Below are 20,867 nucleotides of genomic sequence, written 5' to 3'. Positions count from 1 at the left end.
CTTAATATCTTTCTATTCAATAGTATTAAACTACCATATTTTCAATTGGGCAAACTAAAATACCTTCTGCTCCATTTTCTTTTAGCTCATCAATAACTTCCCAAAATTCGTTTTTGTTTATTACCGAGTGAATCGAACTCCAACCTGTTCTGGCAAGCGGTAAAACAGATGGACTATTCATTCCTGGTAGGATATTAATAATATCTTCTATCTTATCATTAGGAGCGTTAAGTAATACGTATTTGTTTTGTCTTCCTTTTAAAACAGATTGTAATCGAAACTGAATCTTGTTTAAAATACTTTTGTTTTCTTCTGAAATTAATGGAGAAACGGCAAGAACAGCTTCCGATTTTAGCAGCACTTCTACTTCTTTCAATCCATTTTTAAATAAAGTACTTCCGCTAGAAACAATATCTACAATAGCATCCGCCAAACCAATATTTGGAGCAATTTCGACAGATCCATTAATGATATGCAGTTGCGCATCTACCTTATTTTTCTTTAAAAATTGATTTACGGTATTTGGATAAGATGTTGCAATACGTTTTCCTTGTAAATCTTGAATCGATTTGTAGGATGCCGATTTTGGTATAGCAATAGATACCTTACATGCGGAAAAGCCTAATTTTTCAACGATAGGAATAGTATCTCCTTTTTCGATAAGCACATTTTCTCCAATAATAGCAGCATCTACGATACCATCTTTTAGGTATTGCGGAATATCTCCATTTCTTAAATAAAATACTTCTAAAGGAAAATTTCTAGCCGAAGCTTTTAATTGGTCTTTACCATTGTCTATAGAAACGCCAATGTCTTTTAGAAGTTTCAGAGAATCTTCATTCAGTCTACCTGATTTTTGAATTGCAATTTTTAATTTACTCATTTTATCTTTTAATGTGTTTGAGTAAATCTTAAGGAAGAATTTCCAAGTTCATGGAAATAAAAAACCGCTTGATTTAGTCAAACGGTTTTTAAAATATTTTGTTTTTATTCAATACATTTTTAGCTCGCTTGAGTGCCAGTATGAAAATGATGATGATGTAGTTGAATAAAATTCATGTTCTTTTTTGTTGTCTACAAATATTTGTAAAATATATTTACAATTCCAAATATTTTGTAATATTTTTATTGATTTCCTAAAATAATAGGCATTCCAGAATCTCCAGAACCAATAATAATAATTTTACTATTAGGAGATTCAGACAACTTAACGGTTGCTTCAATACCTTTATCTTGTAAAATCTTATCTGTTAAAGATGCACTTAAAATACGATTTGATTCCGCTTTACCTTTCGCATCAATAATTACTTTCTCTGCCTCTTTTGAAGCTGTAACTAGTCTAAACTCATATTCTAGAGATTCTTGCTCTTGCTTTAATTTACGTTCAATAGCGTCTTTAATGGTTGCAGGTAATTTTACATCTTCCACTAAAACTCTTTTAACCGTTAAAAACTGTCCGTCTAAAAGCGTTGTTACTTCCTCTAAAATTTCTTGCTCAATAACATCTCTTTTACTAGAGTATAATTGTTCTGGTGTATAACGACCAACAACACTTCTTGCTGCAGCATTTATTGCAGGATCTAAAAGTTCTCTTTCGTAATCTGCTCCTTTGGTTTTAATTAATTTTCCAAGGTTAGAAAATTCTGGCTCGTACCATATAGTTCCGAATACTTTTACTTCTAGTCCATTAACGGAAAGTACATTCATTTCATCGGAAACCGATTGCTGACGCACTGTTTGCACCAACATATCATTCCAAGGTGCGACAATATGAAAACCTTCTCCATACGTATGATCTGTATTAATACCATCTCCAAAACGCTCAAACAAAACACCACCTTCCCCAGGACCAATAGTCACTGCTGATTTAGATATTAAAATGATTAAGAACACTAGTCCTACTATAAAAGGTACTGCAATTTTAGGTAATTTATCCATATTTATTTTTATATTAATCCGTTATATTTTCTTAAAAACCATTCTAAAGCTAAACTTAAAATTAGCAAAGCTAATAGGTATTTGAAATCAATCAAAGGTACAACATTTTTACTGCTTTTCTGCAGGATAGCGAAGCGTTCGTCCTTTAATAAATCATTAATCAAAGTGTTTGTATTTGCAATAAAATAACTGCTTGCATTTGTATTAATAGCAACTTGCTGAAGCTTGGTTACATTGGCATTTAGAAACTGCTGTTCTATATTATATTCTAAGATTTGAAACACTCCGGATTTAGAAATGTTTTCGTTTGTTGCTTTTACTGAGAAACTATAATCTCCGGCTGGTAAATTACTTAAATCTACTTGGTAATTATTTCCTTTTAAAATTAAAGGAAAAGTACTTGTTGCCTTCGTGCCTTTATTTATAACCGAAATATTTAAAATTTCCTTTACATCAAACTCATAGTTTTTATTAAAAAACTGTGCTTTAATAATTACATTAGAATTCCCTTGATAAAAGGACTCATAATCCACATTTAATCGATTTTTTCTTTTATTCGAAGCTAGGTACTGGACCATCTTACCAATAAAATCATCAAAATTATTAAAGCTCTTTGTGTTTAAATAACTCTGCGCTCTCCATTTCCAGATATTCTCACCAAAAAGTATAGCTTCTCTCCTGTTATTAGTTTCCAAAGTTACTAGCAAAGGATCCTGCGTTTCTAAGCTTCCTATTTTTTTAAATAAAATAGTTTCTGCTGGAACGGAAAAAGTAGCGTTACCAAAAGAAGATTGTAACGGTGGAAAAGATTCAAAATCTAAATCGTCTATAATAAAAGTATTATAGTTTGTATTTAAGCTAGCTTGATAATCTTCGGTTTGCTTTGTGATGTCATGTTTAAAATCGGAAGTGATGGTATTAACAAAGGTATAGTCCGTTTTTGTACCTAAAACCATAAATTTATTCGTATTATCTTGTTTTAAATAATCAAAAACAGACTTAAACTTATTATTTGGCTGATACAATATAACTAATTGAAAATCATTTTTTTGTAACAAATACTCATCTGGAGTAACAATAGAAACTTCACGTTGTTCATTACTTTCAATACTCTTTTTAAAAGCCCCTAAATCTGGGTGTATAAAATCGCTAACTATCGCAACATTTGTTTTCTGATCGATAACTTCCACTGCAAAATCCTTATTATTATTAATCGTATTTTTTTCACTTTCAATAGGAAGAATTTTCGCTTTATACGCTTGTACTCCTACTCGATTTGCTGGTAAACTAAAGTTTAAAACTTTAGAATTATTAGTTCCATTTAGAGTTATATTTTGAGAATATACCGTCGATTTTCCGGAAGTAACCACAAATTTAGAATTTACAATAGCATTCCCATTATAGGTTACAATAGCCTCGACTGGAAACTTATTTTTTAAAAAAGCATACTTATTGACATTAAGCTGTTGCAGCTTTAAATCTGTGTACGTAATAGTATCTCCAAGAATAATTGGAAAAATAGGTTGTTTTACTTTTTCTGCTGAAAACAGGTAGTCATTACCAAAGGTTTGGTTTCCGTCTGTTAGTAAAAGTATTGGTGAAGTTGTGTTTTTATAGATTGGATTAAAGGCATTAAAAGCTTTATCAATATTAGTTTGCTTATCTATAAAAGTTAAAGAATCTGATGTTTTTACACGGTTTCCGAAGGTAAAGAAATCTAGATTAAACTTTTCTGAAAGGGCTTTATTATTCTTAATAGATGCTACTAATTGTAAAACATTTTCTTTCTGATTTAAATGCACAATAGAACTTGAATTATCTACAGCAACCACTAAATTAGGTTTTTCTGTATAGTAGCTAATTTTCTCAAATTTAGGATTGATAAGCAATAACAAAAGTAAAAAAATAGATACAAATCTTAAAAAAGCGAAAAGTATACTCTTAGATGTTCTGTTTTTCTTTTTCATACTATACTGAAATAGCGCTAGTGATAGCGCTATAATTCCAGATAGTATTATGTATAAAAGAGTTTCTGTTTGCATAAAATATTCTTCGACAAGCTCAGAATGACATTATATAAAATTATTAGTTACTAGGAGATTCTCATCTTCGTAGGAATTTATTAAGTTAACATTCCTCCATCTACGTTTATGGTTTGCCCAGTAACGTAAGCAGACATATCACTTGCGAGAAAAACACAAACGTTTGCTATATCTTGAGGCGTACCACCACGTTTTAAAGGAATTGCATTTCTCCAACCTTTAACCGTTTCTTCGTCTAGCTTTGCTGTCATTTCGGTTTCAATGAAACCAGGAGCAATCACATTACTTCTAATATTTCTGGAACCAAGCTCTAAGGCTACGGATTTAGAAAAACCAATAATCCCTGCTTTAGAAGCAGCATAGTTGGTTTGACCAGCATTTCCTTTTACACCAACAACAGAACTCATATTAATAATAGAACCTTTACGTTGTTTAAGCATAGTACGTTGTACGGCTTTGGTCATATTAAATACGGACTTTAGATTTACTTCTATAACGGTATCGAAATCCTCTTCACTAATACGCATTAAAAGATTGTCTTTAGTTATTCCTGCGTTATTAACAAGAATATCTATGCTTCCAAATTCTGCAACTACATCTTCGGCTAATTTTTGCGATTGATTAAAATCTGCCGCATTACTTTGATATCCTTTGGCTTTAACACCTAAAGCTGTTAATTCTTTTTCTAGTTCGTTAGCAGCCTCCACAGAAGCGCTATATGTAAATGCTACATTAGCACCTTGTTGCGCAAAAACCTGAGCAATCCCTTTTCCTATTCCTCTGCTAGCTCCTGTAATAATGGCTGTTTTTCCTTCTAATAACTTCATATGTAATAACTTCAATTAATTAGATTCCTGATTTTCAGGAATGACGATTTTAATTTTAAGCTTTAGTATTTTTTCTAAAAGCGTTTTTATTTCATTCAAATATAATAAATACAAATTGCATCAAATAAAAAAACCTCACAAAAAAAGGTGAGGTTTTTAACATATATGTGATTGTGCTTAGCCTAAAACTTCAGCAACTTTTTTACCAATCTCAGCAGGTGAATCCACAACGTGAATACCACATTCTCTCATAATTTTCTTTTTTGCTTGTGCAGTATCATCACTTCCACCAACAATAGCTCCAGCATGTCCCATAGTACGTCCTGCAGGTGCAGTTTCTCCAGCGATAAAACCAATTACTGGTTTCTTGCTTCCACTAGCTTTATACCAATTAGCAGCATCTGCTTCTAATTGTCCACCAATTTCACCAATCATTACTACCGCTTCCGTTTCTGGATCGTTAATTAATAACTCCACCGCTTCTTTGGTAGTTGTTCCAATAATAGGATCTCCACCAATACCAATTGCTGTTGTAATACCTAAACCTTGTTTTACAACCTGATCTGCAGCTTCATACGTTAATGTACCTGATTTAGACACAATACCAACTTTACCTTTTTTGAAAACGAAACCTGGCATAATACCAACTTTAGCTTCCCCTGGAGTAATAACTCCTGGACAGTTAGGCCCAATTAATCTACAATCTCTATCTTTAATATACGCCGCAGTTTTAATCATATCTGCAACTGGAATACCTTCAGTTATAGTAATAATTACTTTAATTCCTGCATCTGCAGCTTCCATAATAGCATCCGCAGCAAAAGCTGGTGGTACAAAAATAATGGTTGTGTCTGCTCCTACTTTTTCAACAGCTTCTGAAACCGTATTAAAAACAGGTCTATCTAAATGTGTTTGACCACCTTTTCCTGGAGTAACTCCACCAACAACATTTGTTCCGTATTCAATCATCTGTCCAGCGTGAAAAGTACCTTCACTACCAGTAAATCCTTGAACTATTATTTTTGAATCTTTATTTACTAAAACGCTCATTTATGTTTAGATTAAAATTGTTTAATATTTGTTTAAGAATTCCTTTACTAAAAATTAAAACTCTTACTGCAAAAGTAAGATTTTGAAAAGAATTTTTAAAGTGATTTGTATTTTTATTTCTTAAAAAGAATTTAAGCTTTCTGAGCTACTATCTGCTAGCTGACTCATTTGAAATCCTTTGATAATTTTGTCGTCTTTCACTTTCCAAATAGTAGAGAAATGCGCTAATGGCATTTCCTCGTTTGGGTTTTCGACTGTTGTAAAATATGAGGTGTAACGTATCGTTACCATGTTTTCATCTTGTAATAAATGGCTAGTTTCAAAACGTAGTGTATCGTACATTTTTCTAACCTCTTCAAAAACCAATTTCAAAGCATTAAAATCTAACACGTTAAAACCTTTGCTACTATGCCAACTTAAAGTGCAATCCTTATGAAAATAAAGATCCACAGCTTCTGAATTATTTGCTAAATCAGAACTATAAAATTTTTGAACAACTTGCTTAGGTGTCATTTATTTCTTTTTTAATTGTTCTACAATTTCAGGAATTTTCTTGATATACGCTAATTCTTTTAATTTCACTCTAGCTTCTTCAATAGGAGTCCCAAAATAAGACTTTCCTCCTGCTATAGATTTGGTAACTCCAGTTTGCCCCAGAACAACTGCCTTTTCTCCAATAGTAATTCCACTTGTGGTACCTACTTGCCCCCAAATGGTAACTTCATCTTCAATAATACAACAACCCGCAATTCCCGTTTGAGATGCTATTAAACATTTTTTACCAATTACAGTATCATGACCAACTTGAATTTGGTTATCTAATTTAGATCCTTCTCCAATAATGGTGTCTCCAGTAACTCCTTTGTCTATGGTACAAAGTGCACCAATATCTACATTATCTTTAATCACTACTCTTCCTCCAGAAATTAAAGGATCAAATCCTTCTGTACGTTTTTTATAATAAAAAGCAGAAGCACCTAAAATGGTTCCTGCATGAATGGTAACATTATTTCCAATTACCGTGTCATCATAAATACTTACGTTGGAATGAATAATGCAATTATCACCAATGGTTACATTATTACCAATAAAACAATTAGGTTGAATAATCGTATTTTCACCAATTTTTGCGGAAGGTGCAATTGCTACATTAGAAGCCTGAAAAGGTTTAAAATGTTGTGTGATTTTATTGAAATCTCTAAAAGGATCATCGCTAATCAGTAATGCTTTTCCTTCTGGGCAATCTACTTCTTTGTTGATTAGTACAATAGTTGCAGCAGACTGTAATGCTTTATCATAGTACTTTGGATGATCTACAAATACTACATCTCCTTTTTCAACTACATGAATTTCATTAATACCAAGCACTTGAAAATTAGCATCACCAACAAATTTACAATCTATTAGGTCTGCAATTTGTTTTAAAGTATGTGGTTTGGGGAATTTCATAAATCCAGTTTACAGTTTACAGTCTCCGTTTACAGTCTGTTAACTGCATACGGAGACTGTAAATTAATTTTTATTATTCTTTAACACGTTCTTTATAGGTACCTTTTTCTGTTTCTACTTTTATCTTATCTCCTTCATTAATAAATAAAGGCACATTAACAGATGCTCCAGTTTCCATAGTTGCAGGTTTTGTAGCATTTGTTGCTGTATTCCCTTTAACTCCAGGCTCTGTAGCTGTAACTTCAAGTATAACACTTGCAGGCAAATCTACAGAAAGTGGCATATTGTCTTCTGTATTAATTAAAACAGTTACAATTTCTCCTTCTTTCATCAATTCTGGTTTATCTAAAGCAGCTTCTAATAAACGAATTTGCGTGTAATCTGCTTCGTTCATAAAGTGATAAAACTCACCATCATTATATAGATACTGAAATTTATGCGTTTCTACTCGTACATCTTCTAACTTATGTCCTGCAGAAAATGTATTATCTAACACTTTTCCGCTAGTTACACTTTTCATTTTTGTTCTTACAAAAGCAGGCCCTTTACCAGGTTTTACGTGTAAAAATTCAATTACTTTATAAATATCATTGTTATATTTAATACAAAGTCCGTTTCTAATATCTGAAGTTGTTGCCATCTTGTTGCCCGCAAAAGTGGGTATTTTTAATTGTTTATAAATTGGATGTTATTTTTAATAAAAACACCCCTAAAGTCCCCTCACGGGGACAACACTCAGTCCTGATTACTCAAAACCTTAAAATAATTTACGCTTTAATTTTTTTTCGAATAATTAATTCGATTTGAAGTACCCTTTCATAATACCACGATGTGAATTCTTAATAAATTGAAGAATTTCATCACGTTCATGGGTTGCTTCCATTTCTGCTTCAATTAAATCTGAAGCTTGTGTATTATTATAGTTTTTCTGATATAACATTCTGTATATATCTTGTATTTCTCTAATTTTTTCGGTGGTAAAACCTCTTCTTCTTAATCCTACAGAATTAATTCCGACATAAGATAAAGGTTCACGACCCGCTTTTACAAAAGGAGGAACATCTTTTCTTACTAAAGACCCACCAGTTACAAAGGCATGATTACCAATAGAACAAAATTGATGTACTGCAGTCATTCCTGCTAATACTACATAATCACCAACAGTTATATGTCCTGCGAGTGTACTGTTATTAGAAAAAATACAATTATTACCAACCACACAATCATGTGCAATATGACAATATGCCATTATTAAGCAATTGTCACCAATTACCGTTTTCATTTTATCTGTAGTACCACGATTAATGGTTACACACTCTCTAATAGTAACATTATCCCCAATCACGGTTAATGTGTCTTCATCTTTAAATTTTAAATCTTGAGGTACACCAGAAATTACTGCGCCAGGAAAAATGTTACAATTTTTACCTATTCGAGCTCCTTCCATGATAGTAACATTACTACCAATCCATGTTCCTTCTCCAATTACCACATTATTATGTATAGTTGTAAAAGGATCTATAACGACATTTTTAGCAATTTTTGCTCCAGGATGTACGTAAGCTAAAGGTTGGTTCATTTTTTTGATATTTATATTTATAAAGCGGGAAAAACATACTCGCTTATTAAACCTTTACACTTCATTTTAAATTTTGAAGTCCGTTTGGCTCTGTATTATATTATTTTATTTTAGATATTTGTGCCATCAGCTCTGCTTCTGCACATAGTTTTCCGTTAGCATACGCATTTCCTTGCATATGACAAATACCTCTACGTATTGGCGTAATTAAATCACATTTAAAAATTAGCGTATCTCCAGGAACTACTTTTTGTTTAAACTTTACTTTATCTATTTTCATAAAAAAAGTTAGATAGTTTTCTGGATCAGGAACCGTACTTAAAACAAGTATTCCTCCTGTTTGCGCCATTGCTTCTACAATTAGCACACCAGGCATTACTGGAGATCCAGGAAAGTGACCTTTAAAAAACTCTTCGTTCATGGTAACGTTTTTCATACCAACAACATGAGAATCACTTAGCTCAAAAATTTTATCAATTAATAAGAATGGTTGTCTATGTGGCAACATATCCATTATTTGATTCACGTCCATTAATGGTTTTTGGTGTAGGTCTACAACGGGAACGTAATTACGTTTTTCGTTTTTTATAATTTTAGACAGTTTTTTTGCAAACTGCGTATTTACAAAGTGTCCCGGCTTAGTTGCAATCACCTTACCTCTAATTCTTGTTCTAACTAATGCTAGATCACCAAGAACATCTAATAACTTGTGTCTTGCAGCCTCGTTAGGATGATGCAAAGTTAGATTATCTAATATGCCGTTAGATTTTACCGCAATAGTTTCCTTATTAAAGGCAACTTTAAGTTTTTCCATGGTTTCTGGAGACAATTCTTTATCTACATACACTATGGCATTATTTAAATCTCCACCTTTAATTAATCCATGTTCTAGAAGTGTTTCAATTTCATGCAGAAAACTAAAAGTTCTTGCGTCTGAAATTTCCGTTTTAAAATCTGAAATATGGTTTAATGTGGCATTTTGTGTTCCTAGAACTTTAGTACCAAAATCTACCATAGTAGTTATTTGGTATTCATTGGAAGGCATAATGAGAATTTCACTTCCAGATTCTTCATCTTTATATGAAATTATATCGGTAACCACATATTCTTGTCTTGTAGCCTCTTGTTCTACAATTTCCGCTTTTTCTAAAGATTCGATAAAGAATTTTGAAGAACCGTCCATAATTGGTGGTTCTGAAGCATCCAATTCTATAATAATATTATCTATATCTAGACCAACTAATGCAGCAAGTACGTGTTCGCAAGTCTGAATAGTCACTCCATTTTTCTCCATGCAAGTACCACGTTGTGTATTCGTTACATAGTTCGCATCTGCTTCAATGATTGGTTCTCCTTCTAGGTCGATACGTTTAAAACCGAATCCGAAGTTTTCTGAAGCTGGTTTAAAGGTTAATTTTACATTTTTTCCTGTATGTAAACCAACACCACTTAAAGACATTTCCTTTTTGATTGTCTTTTGCTTAATATTAGTATTAACTATTGCCATTTACTTTTTTTTCTAGTTCGTTTAACGTTTTAACAATTCCTGGTAAATTTTTAAAATGCACGTATGATTTTACATAATTACCATAATCTATAGCTGGCGAACCATATAATTTTTCGCCATCTTTGACTCTATGTCCAATTCCTGTTTGCGCTTGTACTCGCACTCTATCACCAATAGTAAGATGACCTGCAATACCTACTTGTCCACCAATCATACAATACTGTCCGATTTTTGTAGAACCAGCAATACCCGTTTGTGCAGCAATTACGGTGTTTTCACCAATTTCTACATTATGAGCAATCTGTATTTGATTGTCTAGCTTTACACCTTTTCTAATGATAGTAGATCCTAAAGTAGCTCTATCTATAGTTGTTGCAGATCCAATGTCCACGTAATCTTCAATAATAACATTACCTATTTGCGGTATTTTTTGAAATGCGCCATTTTCATCTGGAGCAAAACCAAAACCATCGGCGCCAATAATTGCACCACTATTTATAATACAATGGTTTCCTACTTGTGTTTCCGAATAAATTTTAGCTCCTGCAAAAATGGTTGTATTATCGCCTATGGTTACATTATCTCCAATATAAGCTTGTGGATAAATTTTAACATTATTCCCCAGTTTTACATTTTCTCCTAAATATGAAAAAGCGCCTAAATAGACTTCTTCTCCGTAAGTAGCAGTGTCTGAAGCAAAGCTTGGTTGCTCTATACCGACTTTATTATTTTTTACTTGGTTGTAATATTCTAATAATTTGGAAAAAGATTTATAAGCATCCTCCACTTTAATTAAAGTAGTTTCAATATCATTTTCTGGTTCGAAAGTTTTATTGACTATAGTTATAGATGCTTTAGTAGAATATATATATGATGTGTATTTAGGATTAGCAAGAAACGTTAATGATCCTGCTGTTCCCTCTTCTATTTTTGATAGTTTAGAAACTTCAACATCTGGATTACCAACAACGTCTCCTTCTAAAATTCCTGCAATTTGTTCCGCTGTGAATCTCACACTTTTATGTTTAGTTTTTTTGTAATTCTAGCAAAAATAAGAAAAATGTGCTAAACTAACGTTATAGTTTTTGTTTTGGATAGCATATATAATATTTAGTGACAGGTTTTGAAAGTGCTTTTAGGTTTAATTGGTCGGATGCTTTTACTATATCTTCTATCTTTCCATTTTTATGTAAAATATTAATTTTCTGCTTTTTTTGTTGGTATGCTTGATTAGAGATTTCACCAGTAAACACAAAATAGGCAGCTTCTTCTTCCGTAATATTATGGGTTTCCATAAGCGTTTGCATGTGTTGTTCTAATATTTCAGCTTTAATCTTTTTCTTCTTCAGCTTCACTTTTAACAAATCTCTATTTATTATCATTTCGCATAAATTACGCAACACAAAATCTTCATGAAATTGCCATGCTTTCATTGCCGAAACAATATCATAATCATCAAGCATAGAAAAGGTATCTAATGTTTCTACATTAAAATTACCTAATGAGATTTCATTTTCTAAGAAGTATTGTAAAGGTTTGCTTGCTTCTAATTTTTCCCCTTTAGAAGTTAACTCTTTAGCTCTTTTTAAAACTCTAATTAGTAATTGTTCTGCAGCTAAACTGGTTTTATGTAAATAGACTTGCCAGTACATTAAACGTCTTGCTACTAAAAATTTTTCGACACTATAAATACCTTTATCTTCTACAACCAATGCATCATTTACCACGTTTAGCATGGTAATTAAACGCTCACTATTAATATTACCTTCTGCTACTCCTGTATAAAAACTATCGCGTTTTAAATAATCTGCTCTATCCATATCTATTTGACTAGATATTAGCTGACACATAAATTTTCTTGGATATTCTCCTTTAAAGATTTTAATGGCTAAAGTTAAACTTCCGTTAAACTCTTTATTTAAAGTTTCCATAAAAAGGAGTGAAATTTCTTCATGCGAAACATTATTTACAATACTATGTTCCATCGCATGAGAGAATGGTCCGTGACCAATATCATGCAATAAAATAGCAACAAATAATGCGTTTTCCTCTTCCGAAGATATCTCAACCCCTTTAAAACGTAGTACTTGAACCGCTTTTTGCATTAAATGCATACAGCCAATTGCATGTTGAAAACGTGTGTGATGCGCTCCTGGATATACCAAGTAAGACATTCCCATTTGGGTAATCCTACGCAGTCTTTGAAAATATTTATGCTCAATTAAATCGAATATTAACGAATTTGGTATAGTAATAAATCCGTAAATTGGGTCGTTTAATATCTTAAGTTTGTTTTTAGTATGCAAGCTTTAATTTTTTACAAATTTCTAAACAAATATACATGAACAATATAAATATTCTTTGGGTTGACGATGAAATAGATTTATTAAAACCTCATATTATCTTTCTAGAACAAAAAAATTACAAGGTTACTACCTGTAAAAGTGGTACAGAAGCACTTGAGATTTTGGATGACACCAACTTTGATATTGTTTTTTTAGACGAAAACATGCCAGGACTTACCGGCTTAGAAACGCTAAACGAAATTAAAGAAAGAAGAGACACGCTTCCTGTGGTAATGATCACCAAGAGTGAAGAGGAATATATCATGGAAGAAGCTATTGGAAATAAAATAGCAGACTACTTGATTAAACCCGTAAACCCTAACCAAATATTATTAAGTTTAAAAAAGAATTTAGACCATTCTCGATTAGTTTCTGAAAAAACAACTTCTAATTATCAACAAGAGTTTAGAAAAATTGCTATGGATTTATCTATGGTGAATTCTTACGAAGAATGGGCTGCTTTATATCAAAAGCTTGTCTATTGGGAACTTCAACTTGAAAATATTGAAGATATTGGGATGTTTGAAATTTTAGAATCTCAAAAAAGCGAAGCCAATACACAGTTTGGGAAATTTATAGATAAAAACTACCCAACTTGGTTTGATGCACATACAGATGCTCCAATCATGTCTCATACCCTATTTAAAGAAAAGATAGCACCAGAAATTAGCAAAGAGCAACCAACACTTTTAGTGGTAATCGATAATTTACGTTACGACCAATGGAAGTCTTTTGAACCTATTGTAAACAACTATTATAAAAAAGATAAGGAATTCCCGTTTTACAGTATTTTACCTACAGCAACGCAATATGCTCGAAATGCGATATTTTCAGGTTTGATGCCGAGTGATATGGAAAGACTTTTTCCTGAATATTGGAAAAACGATACCGATGAAGGCGGTAAAAATCTGCACGAAGCTGATTTTTTAAGAGAACAGTTAAAACGTTTAGGATTATCTGATTTAAAGCACGAATACTACAAGATTACCAATCTAAAAAACGGAAGAAAACTTGTAGATAACTTTAAAGGACTTAAAGATAACGATCTTACTGTGGTTGTATATAACTTTGTAGATATGCTTTCGCACTCTAAAACAGAAATGGATGTGGTGAAAGAATTAGCTTCTAATGATAAAGCATATAGATCCTTAACCCAAAGTTGGTTTAAGAATTCGCCATTGTTAGAAATGATTCAACAAGCACAACAAATGGGCTTTAAATTAATATTAACTACAGATCATGGTACTATTAATGTGAAAAACCCGTCACGAGTTGTTGGAGATAGAGATACTAGTTTGAATTTAAGATACAAAACAGGTCGAAGCTTAACCTACGAAGACAAAGATGTATTAGTAGCAAAAGACCCGAAAAGTATTCATCTACCATCGCTTTCCATGAGTAGTTCTTTTATATTTGCCAAAAGTGATTTGTTTTTTGCATATCCTAATAATTATAACCATTATGTGAGTTATTTTAGAAATACCTATCAACATGGAGGTGTTTCATTGGAAGAAATGATCATTCCATTCGTGGTATTAAACCCCAAATAGGAATAGACGTAATACAATAAATACCGATGAAATGCATAAATATTAGTTTATTTGGAGAAATATATGTATAATTGTATGTTTAATTTAAGAAAAGTTTGGATTTAGAATACACCATTAATGATCTAGATAAGGTTGTTGAAACACTATTAAAGACTAGTACTAGTAAGATTATTTTATTTCATGGCACCATGGGAGTTGGTAAAACAACCCTTATTAAGGCTTTAGTAAAAGCCATTGGTAGTACTGATGAAGTTCAAAGTCCGACCTACTCTTTAGTAAATGAGTATCAATTGCCCGATATCAGTATATTTCATTTTGATTTATACCGAGTGAACACAATAGACGAACTGTATAATTTTGGTTTTGAAGAGTATATACAGGAGAACCATTGGGTTTTTATAGAATGGCCAGAATTAGCCATGGAATTTATGCCTAAAAATGTAACCAATGTATTTTTAAAATTAGCTCCAAATGCAAGTAGAAGAATTACAATAAAATAACCTAAATTTTTAAAAAAGCATGAGTAAGTAATACAATTCCTACGCTTTTTAGTAAAAAAAAGCACTATTTATGGTAAAGCCGTAAGCGAAAAAACCAAAAACGTTAATTTTAACATAATATTAACATTTGGCGCCAATTTTACCTATAGTGTTTATATAATTTCGAGGTATTAATTAACTAATCCCTTATAATTATGAAAACTAAAAAGTATTTAATAGCAATTGCTATTTTTGGAGGAGTATTGTTTACAGCTCAAGCAACAAATCTTTTAAATATCGATGGACAAACAACAACAAACATTGAAAAGAAAAACAGAAAAATGTCTCCAGCAGGATAAAACAAAAATTAATAAGAGTTTAATTATAGGTAGTTTGATTGCTACTTTTATAGGATTAACACCTTATTTATTTTATTTATATGAAAGTGTTCCAGAAACTCAAGTTTGGAACACTTTTTTATTCACATATGATAGTACATTCTGGGAAGATGCCAATTATGCCATGTGGCACTTAACAAGTAAATTAATTCCTTTAATCCTATTGACAATATGGTTCTTTACTTGTCGCCATTGGTGGTATCACACATTAATAGTACCAATAGCCATGTATGTATATCAAATTATTGTTATGCTAAACGTCGATATTAATTATATGGACGAATTTCAGTTATTGTACTTAGTACCCGTAATGGCTGTAGTTATCCCTTCCATCTATTTAATTAGAGCGAAGATGTTTGATAAATTAAATACTGCAAACAAAACACTAGAAGATCTAGAAGCAGAATTTACAGTTAGACCTAAAACCGTTTGGGGTAAAGTAAAACAGTATTTTTAGTTTATACTACTCCACATAATAACAGATATACTTTATGTACAAATCTTTCTATTTTTCTATTTATTTAGAGGAATAGAACTACACCTATGTTATTCCCATTTAAAAACTTCACTATTTTTTAACATTACGGTTTTCCCGTAATTACATCTTTATTTGTATATTTATAGAAAATTTTCTTCATTCTAGAATATTAAATAAGACACATGAGTAAAACAATTAATAGAATAATGTTAGTTATCAAGCACTTAGGCATTAGCGCAAGGCAGTTTGATATTTCTATTGGTACCGCAAATGGTTATATTTTACGTATGCAAAAGAACAATGCTTCTGTTGGTAGTGATGTTATTGAGCGTATAATGCAATTATATCCGCAAATAAATTTGGTTTGGTTAATCACAGGAGAAGGAAATATGCTACTAGAAAAACCCAAAACAAAAATAAGCCAAACTAACCTAGAAATTGAACAATATATTAATGATAGGTTAAGTGAAAAATGGAGTGCTGAAAAAAAGTTGCTTTTAGATGAAATTTTAACAGAGCTTAAATCTATAGAAAATAAGTAGTCTTTATTTATTTCGCGAGTATAAGTCAAAGTCTTCTCGTAATTTAATTAATTGTATAAGGTATTCCTTTTTATCTAATTTTATTTTCTCCTTTCTTAAAAGAATGAGTTTCGTTTTATAGGCTTTATAATCCTCTTTTTTATAATTAGACACATGTCTCATCAATTCATTTATTTCATCATCTATCTGTTTATTAATACTTTTTGAAAAAGAGTAATAGTTAAGTTTTTTGGATATAACAAAAAGTAATATAATTATTGGTATGCTTAAAAGAAAGCTATAATAATGCTTATACCCACCTATGGCATAATTTATTTCATAATAAGCTGTAGTTACTTTATTTATTTCATAAAATATAGGTGCTAAAATTACATACCTCCACCAATGTTTACATGTAACAAACCAAATACAAAAAATTAAGGTAGTTAAAAACTTATAACTAAAATACCAAAAGATCACAGCTACTTCATTGCCTGTATTGGATAAATTAACAATAAAAAAATTGGTTCTCCATACCATAGTGTTCTCCGGTACGATTGTATATAAAAAGAAAAAAAAGGGACAAACGGCAATTATAAAAACTATAACAAAATCCTTTAAAACATTAACCCTACTAAACACAAATAATTTGGACATATCTATAGTTTAATCAATTGTTGTCTTAAACGCAATAATTGATATTTATAATCTTCTGTGCTTAATCTTGATTTATCTTCTTTAAGCTTTTTAAATTCTTCAATTATCAAAGCATTATTATTGTTAACGTTTAATTCTACTAATAAACTTTCTATTTCTGCATTCATCTCATTATTTAAGTCTAAATATTTAGAATAATAATTAATCTTTTTTGAAACTAAAATAACAAGTATAACAACTGGTATCGTGAATGGTAAACTGTACAAATATTCTATTTCATCTATAACAGACGCATTGCTATTAAAAACAGAGCTAAATTTAAACAACTCTATTATTAATGGAACCAAAAGCACATAGTGCCACCAATGCTTGCAGGTAACAAACCAAATACATAAACTAATCGCCACTATTAGCTTAGTAGCTATTAACCATAAATAGAAATGAGCACTTTCCCATTCTCCTGAATTAAGAGTAAACCATTGCGTTTCCCATACCGTAGTATCAGGAGCGAGCCTATATAAATAAAACAAAAAAGGCAAAGCAGCTATTATTATAGCAATAAAGACATCTTTTATTTTTACTTCTTTTATGTTTTTGAGAATATCTTTCATATTATAAGTATAATATTACAAAAAATAGAGCATATTTTCTATATAAATCTTTTAAATTTTAATTTTTATATAAATTAAAATTATTCGTAATTTGACTATCCAACAAATTGGTTCATATATGTCTAAACCTTTATCGCCTTTTACTAAGCAACAATTGCTCCCGCAAGAGGAAACACTTGAGATTTTTAAACAAAAGGGAAACCTTTTTATAGGTATACCAAAAGAAACTGCTTTTCAAGAAAAGCGTGTTTGCTTAACTCCAGATGCTGTTTCTGCACTTGTTAGTAATGGACATCGCGTTTTAATGGAAACTGGAGCTGGCGAAGGCGCAAAGTTTAGCGATAAAAATTATAGCGAAGCTGGAGCAGAAATAACTAACGATACCGCAAAAGTATATGGTTGCCCGATCGTTTTAAAAGTAGAACCTCCTACTCTAGAACAAATCAATTTAATAAATCCGCAAACCATATTAATTTCTGCGTTACAATTAAAAACGCAAAACAAAAAATATTTTGAAACTTTAGCAAACAAACGTATTACCGCACTTGCTTTCGAGTTTATTAGAGACGAAGATGGCTCCTATCCTGCGGTACGCTCTTTAAGTGAAATTGCAGGAACTTCTGCTGTGCTTATCGCTGCAGAGTTATTGAGTAATGTAAATGAAGGTAACGGATTGATGTTTGGTAATATTAGTGGTGTTCCTCCTATTGAAGTGGTTATTATTGGCGCAGGAACCGTTGGTGAATTTGCTGCTAGAAGTGCTATCGGACTTGGTGCAAATGTGAAAGTATTCGATAATTCGATTACCAAATTACGAAGAATGCAAACCAATTTAGGGATGACCATTTACACTTCTACACTACAGCCTAAAAACTTAGCCAAAGCTTTAAAAAGATGTGATGTCGCTATTGGCGCAGTAAGAGGAAAAAATAGAGCTCCAATTATTGTTACAGAAACCATGGTTGGCAATATGAAATCTGGTGCTGTTATTATAGATGTTAGTATAGATATGGGAGGATGTATTGAAACCAGCGAAGTTACTTCACATAAACACCCTACTTTTATTAAACATGGCGTGATACATTATTGTGTACCAAATATTCCTGCTCGATTTGCTAGAACTGCCTCTATTTCAATTAGTAATATGTTTACACCATATCTTTTAAAAATTGCCGAAGATGGTGGATTAGAAAATTCTTTAAGATTTGATAAAGGTTTAAAAAATGGGTTGTACTTTTACCATGGAATTTTAACCAACAAATCTGTTGGTGAATGGTTCGATTTGAAACACAGCGATATTAACTTACTTATTTTTTAAAATTGTGCATTTAATAAAACGTATTGGATTTTACCTTGGAGGTTTCTCTATAGGATTGGTTATTCTAGCTTTTTTTTTAAACGGAAAAAAAACTTCTTGTGCTTATGGTCCTGAAGCTAGAGTGATAAAAAACATAAACACAAAAACACTTCTTTTTAGCGACACGATAGATGCGCTTATTTCGGAAAGAAAAGTAGATAGTGCTACTATTAAAAAGGCTATTTTAAAAGGAGATGTAGATTTTAGCATGAGCAATACCAGACAAAAACCTTGTGGTATATACGCTATTGAAAGTTATATAGATGATAAAGAAGTAATACTTACAATAGAGAACTGTGATAGTATTGCTACGCTACAAAATATTAAATGGTAAAAAAAAAGCTTCCTAAGTAATTAGGAAGCTTTTTTTATATGCAATCGAAAGACTAATTTCTAATAATTTTCTTTGTTTGTTTCTTACCGTTAATGTTTACAGATAAAAGATAAACACCTTTTGGATAAGATGATAAATCTAAGCTTAATGTGTTTTCATTATTCACTACATTATTTACCAAAGATCTTCCTAATATATCATGTAACTGTATTGCAGAAATAGAATTATTTGGACCAGTAACTTTAATATTTACAATGTTATCTGTAGGATTAGGATATACCGTTAATACATTATTGTCTTCTATTTGTTGATCATTTAAACCTAATTGTGTTTGTGGGTATTCTAAAATCCAAGCTGGAGGATTTGGATCTGCCATAATACTGGTTTCGTCCCAATTACTTGCAAAAAGTATTTTTGTTCCGTTTCTATTTGGAACAGCCATTGCGGAGTGTCCGTTTCCTGGTGCAACATCATTATTATGTTTCGCATAACGTTCAATAATTCCAGAGTTATCTAGTTTTATCGCAAAAATCTCTCTAGATGCTACATCATGACTAGTACAGCATTGCTCACTTACATAAGCCCAGCCTGGTCTATTTGTATTTCTACAACTAATATGACCTCCCCAGATTCCTCCAGGATACTGAAATAATGCTGTTTTTCCTTGTCCGTCTAATCTTGCAGAAAACACATAGGAATCATTGCTCCAACCACTAGGACCTTCATAAGCAACCATAACATCATTTCCATCGGCATCTATTCCTAAATCTCCATGAGTAGTTACGTCATTTATATGTCTTTCGTTTGTAAAATTTAAAGCATACGATTTTAAACCTGCGGTTGCTCCAGAACCATCTGTTCTCCAAGAAACAACTGCAAAATTTCCTAATTGCGATACAGAGAACCAATCTAAATCGCCACTAGATCCAATATTTTTTTCTCCAATAATTTGATCTGCTTCTATATCATAAACAATTAAAGTTCTATCATTTCCGTTTTGACCAATTAAACCAACGTATTTATCGTCATTAGATTGGTTTCCTTCACCATAACCAAAATCAAGACTAGAATAATTACTAAAAGTCTTAAGTGTTACTCGTGTATTATTAAGCACATTAAACTTAACAAATTTATTTCCTGGCGTTCCATACATGTAATTAGGTTCTGTATTTGCCCATCTCCCATACGATGGAATATCTCTCCAGTATAAAAAATCAAAAGTCTCACCATCTAAAATTGCTGCGGGATAACCAGCTAACTTTATTAAGGATCCATCAGAATTCCATGTTTGATCTTTGGCATAATTATGTCTAACTCGTATAGAACTAGTACCAAAAACATTTTTATCACTAATTCTTGTGATTTTACTTCCAGATAAATCTTCGGTAAAAGATTCTAAATATTCAGGAAATTGTCCTGTAGGTGCTTCGTAAGATTCGTAATTTACGGTAGAGAGTAAAACTCGTTGTGGGTAATTTTGGGCTTTTACATTGGCACTAAAGGCTAGGAATGTAAACAAGGATGCCTTCGCTAAATTCCTGCGTAACAGAAACTTATTTAATAAATTTTTCTTCATTTTAGGGTTTTGCTATTAATCTGATGCTAATTTATAATTTCATTTCCTTTATCAGGTAAACTTCCAATTTATTCGACGAAATGCGCTATTTCTGTAAGTTTTAAATTACAAATACTGCAATTTGTAGGCATTTATTCACTCTTAATCGAAACTAAATCAGCTGGTTACA

22 protein-coding genes are annotated in these 20,867 nt (G+C 31.6%); 7 read left to right on the top strand and 15 right to left on the bottom strand.

Annotation, left to right across the window (positions count from 1 at the left end):
• Positions 1 to 25 precede the first annotated feature (25 nt).
• The 12 genes from hisG to ACVCZW_RS08810 all read right to left on the bottom strand — a co-directional run bounded on the left by hisG (position 26) and on the right by ACVCZW_RS08810 (position 12,698).
• Positions 26 to 883, bottom strand: a complete 858-nt coding sequence (gene hisG / locus ACVCZW_RS08865) for an ATP phosphoribosyltransferase (RefSeq protein ID WP_452230221.1) — start codon at positions 881 to 883, stop codon at positions 26 to 28.
• Positions 884 to 1,125: 242 nt separating this feature from the next.
• The gene (locus tag ACVCZW_RS08860) at positions 1,126 to 1,938 is read right to left on the bottom strand and encodes a prohibitin family protein (RefSeq protein WP_452230222.1); all 813 of its coding nucleotides are present in this window, start codon (positions 1,936 to 1,938) and stop codon (positions 1,126 to 1,128) included.
• A gap of 8 nt (positions 1,939 to 1,946) precedes the next feature.
• The gene (locus ACVCZW_RS08855; RefSeq protein ID WP_452232188.1) at positions 1,947 to 3,980 is read right to left on the bottom strand and encodes a VWA domain-containing protein; all 2,034 of its coding nucleotides are present in this window, start codon (positions 3,978 to 3,980) and stop codon (positions 1,947 to 1,949) included.
• A gap of 80 nt (positions 3,981 to 4,060) precedes the next feature.
• Positions 4,061 to 4,807 carry a 3-oxoacyl-[acyl-carrier-protein] reductase gene (gene fabG, locus ACVCZW_RS08850; RefSeq protein WP_452230224.1) on the bottom strand — a complete coding sequence of 249 codons (747 nt, stop codon included), beginning with the start codon at positions 4,805 to 4,807 and terminating at the stop codon, positions 4,061 to 4,063.
• A gap of 177 nt (positions 4,808 to 4,984) precedes the next feature.
• Positions 4,985 to 5,857 (bottom strand): succinate--CoA ligase subunit alpha, encoded by an 873-nt coding sequence (sucD, locus tag ACVCZW_RS08845; protein ID WP_203458759.1) that lies wholly within the window; start codon positions 5,855 to 5,857, stop codon positions 4,985 to 4,987.
• A 120-nt stretch (positions 5,858 to 5,977) separates the two neighbouring features.
• On the bottom strand, positions 5,978 to 6,370 hold the full coding sequence (locus ACVCZW_RS08840; RefSeq protein WP_452232187.1) for a nuclear transport factor 2 family protein: 393 nt from the start codon (positions 6,368 to 6,370) through the stop codon (positions 5,978 to 5,980).
• Complete coding sequence (locus ACVCZW_RS08835; RefSeq protein ID WP_452230226.1) at positions 6,371 to 7,306, bottom strand: UDP-3-O-(3-hydroxymyristoyl)glucosamine N-acyltransferase; 936 nt, start codon at positions 7,304 to 7,306, stop codon at positions 6,371 to 6,373.
• A gap of 73 nt (positions 7,307 to 7,379) precedes the next feature.
• Positions 7,380 to 7,946 carry an elongation factor P gene (efp, locus tag ACVCZW_RS08830; RefSeq protein WP_452230227.1) on the bottom strand — a complete coding sequence of 189 codons (567 nt, stop codon included), beginning with the start codon at positions 7,944 to 7,946 and terminating at the stop codon, positions 7,380 to 7,382.
• 153 nt (positions 7,947 to 8,099) lie between these two features.
• Entirely contained in the window at positions 8,100 to 8,885 is a 786-nt protein-coding gene (lpxA, locus tag ACVCZW_RS08825; RefSeq protein WP_452230228.1) for an acyl-ACP--UDP-N-acetylglucosamine O-acyltransferase, read from the bottom strand.
• A gap of 100 nt (positions 8,886 to 8,985) precedes the next feature.
• Positions 8,986 to 10,392 carry a bifunctional UDP-3-O-[3-hydroxymyristoyl] N-acetylglucosamine deacetylase/3-hydroxyacyl-ACP dehydratase gene (locus ACVCZW_RS08820; RefSeq protein ID WP_452232186.1) on the bottom strand — a complete coding sequence of 469 codons (1,407 nt, stop codon included), beginning with the start codon at positions 10,390 to 10,392 and terminating at the stop codon, positions 8,986 to 8,988.
• The gene (lpxD, locus tag ACVCZW_RS08815) at positions 10,379 to 11,407 is read right to left on the bottom strand and encodes a UDP-3-O-(3-hydroxymyristoyl)glucosamine N-acyltransferase (protein WP_452232185.1); all 1,029 of its coding nucleotides are present in this window, start codon (positions 11,405 to 11,407) and stop codon (positions 10,379 to 10,381) included. Before lpxD ends, ACVCZW_RS08820 begins: the two co-directional genes overlap by 14 nt.
• A 61-nt stretch (positions 11,408 to 11,468) precedes the next feature.
• Positions 11,469 to 12,698 (bottom strand): HD domain-containing protein, encoded by a 1,230-nt coding sequence (locus ACVCZW_RS08810; protein ID WP_452230231.1) that lies wholly within the window; start codon positions 12,696 to 12,698, stop codon positions 11,469 to 11,471.
• A 35-nt stretch (positions 12,699 to 12,733) separates the two neighbouring features.
• On the opposite strand from ACVCZW_RS08810, the gene porX reads away from it, so the two are divergent.
• The 5 genes from porX (at position 12,734) to ACVCZW_RS08785 (ending at position 16,184) form a co-directional block, all read left to right on the top strand.
• Complete coding sequence (gene porX, locus ACVCZW_RS08805) at positions 12,734 to 14,287, top strand: T9SS response regulator signal transducer PorX (RefSeq protein WP_452230232.1); 1,554 nt, start codon at positions 12,734 to 12,736, stop codon at positions 14,285 to 14,287.
• Positions 14,288 to 14,382: 95 nt separating this feature from the next.
• Positions 14,383 to 14,787, top strand: a complete 405-nt coding sequence (tsaE, locus tag ACVCZW_RS08800) for a tRNA (adenosine(37)-N6)-threonylcarbamoyltransferase complex ATPase subunit type 1 TsaE (protein ID WP_452232184.1) — start codon at positions 14,383 to 14,385, stop codon at positions 14,785 to 14,787.
• Between the two features lie 194 nt (positions 14,788 to 14,981).
• Complete coding sequence (locus ACVCZW_RS08795; protein ID WP_452230234.1) at positions 14,982 to 15,125, top strand: hypothetical protein; 144 nt, start codon at positions 14,982 to 14,984, stop codon at positions 15,123 to 15,125.
• Positions 15,088 to 15,621, top strand: a complete 534-nt coding sequence (locus tag ACVCZW_RS08790) for a hypothetical protein (RefSeq protein ID WP_452232183.1) — start codon at positions 15,088 to 15,090, stop codon at positions 15,619 to 15,621. The genes ACVCZW_RS08795 and ACVCZW_RS08790 overlap by 38 nt, the downstream gene beginning before the upstream one ends.
• A gap of 203 nt (positions 15,622 to 15,824) precedes the next feature.
• Positions 15,825 to 16,184 carry a hypothetical protein gene (locus tag ACVCZW_RS08785; protein WP_452230236.1) on the top strand — a complete coding sequence of 120 codons (360 nt, stop codon included), beginning with the start codon at positions 15,825 to 15,827 and terminating at the stop codon, positions 16,182 to 16,184.
• Positions 16,185 to 16,187: 3 nt separating this feature from the next.
• Here ACVCZW_RS08785 and ACVCZW_RS08780 read toward each other — a convergent pair whose 3' ends face one another.
• Entirely contained in the window at positions 16,188 to 16,820 is a 633-nt protein-coding gene (locus tag ACVCZW_RS08780; RefSeq protein ID WP_452230237.1) for a hypothetical protein, read from the bottom strand.
• Positions 16,821 to 16,822: 2 nt separating this feature from the next.
• Entirely contained in the window at positions 16,823 to 17,431 is a 609-nt protein-coding gene (locus ACVCZW_RS08775; protein ID WP_452232182.1) for a hypothetical protein, read from the bottom strand.
• Between the two features lie 118 nt (positions 17,432 to 17,549).
• Between ACVCZW_RS08775 and ACVCZW_RS08770 the strand changes: the two genes are divergently transcribed.
• Both ACVCZW_RS08770 and ACVCZW_RS08765 read left to right on the top strand, forming a co-directional pair.
• Entirely contained in the window at positions 17,550 to 18,749 is a 1,200-nt protein-coding gene (locus ACVCZW_RS08770) for an alanine dehydrogenase (protein WP_452230239.1), read from the top strand.
• Positions 18,750 to 18,753: 4 nt separating this feature from the next.
• Complete coding sequence (locus ACVCZW_RS08765; RefSeq protein WP_452230240.1) at positions 18,754 to 19,122, top strand: hypothetical protein; 369 nt, start codon at positions 18,754 to 18,756, stop codon at positions 19,120 to 19,122.
• Between the two features lie 52 nt (positions 19,123 to 19,174).
• On the opposite strand, the gene ACVCZW_RS08760 is transcribed toward ACVCZW_RS08765, so the two are convergent.
• Positions 19,175 to 20,698, bottom strand: coding sequence for a T9SS type A sorting domain-containing protein (locus ACVCZW_RS08760; protein ID WP_452232181.1), 1,524 nt, complete (start codon positions 20,696 to 20,698; stop codon positions 19,175 to 19,177).
• Between the last annotated feature and the right edge of the window lie 169 nt (positions 20,699 to 20,867).

It is taken from the genome of Lacinutrix sp. MEBiC02595 (assembly GCF_053601555.1).
This window is presented reverse-complemented; position numbering and strand designations above follow the sequence as displayed.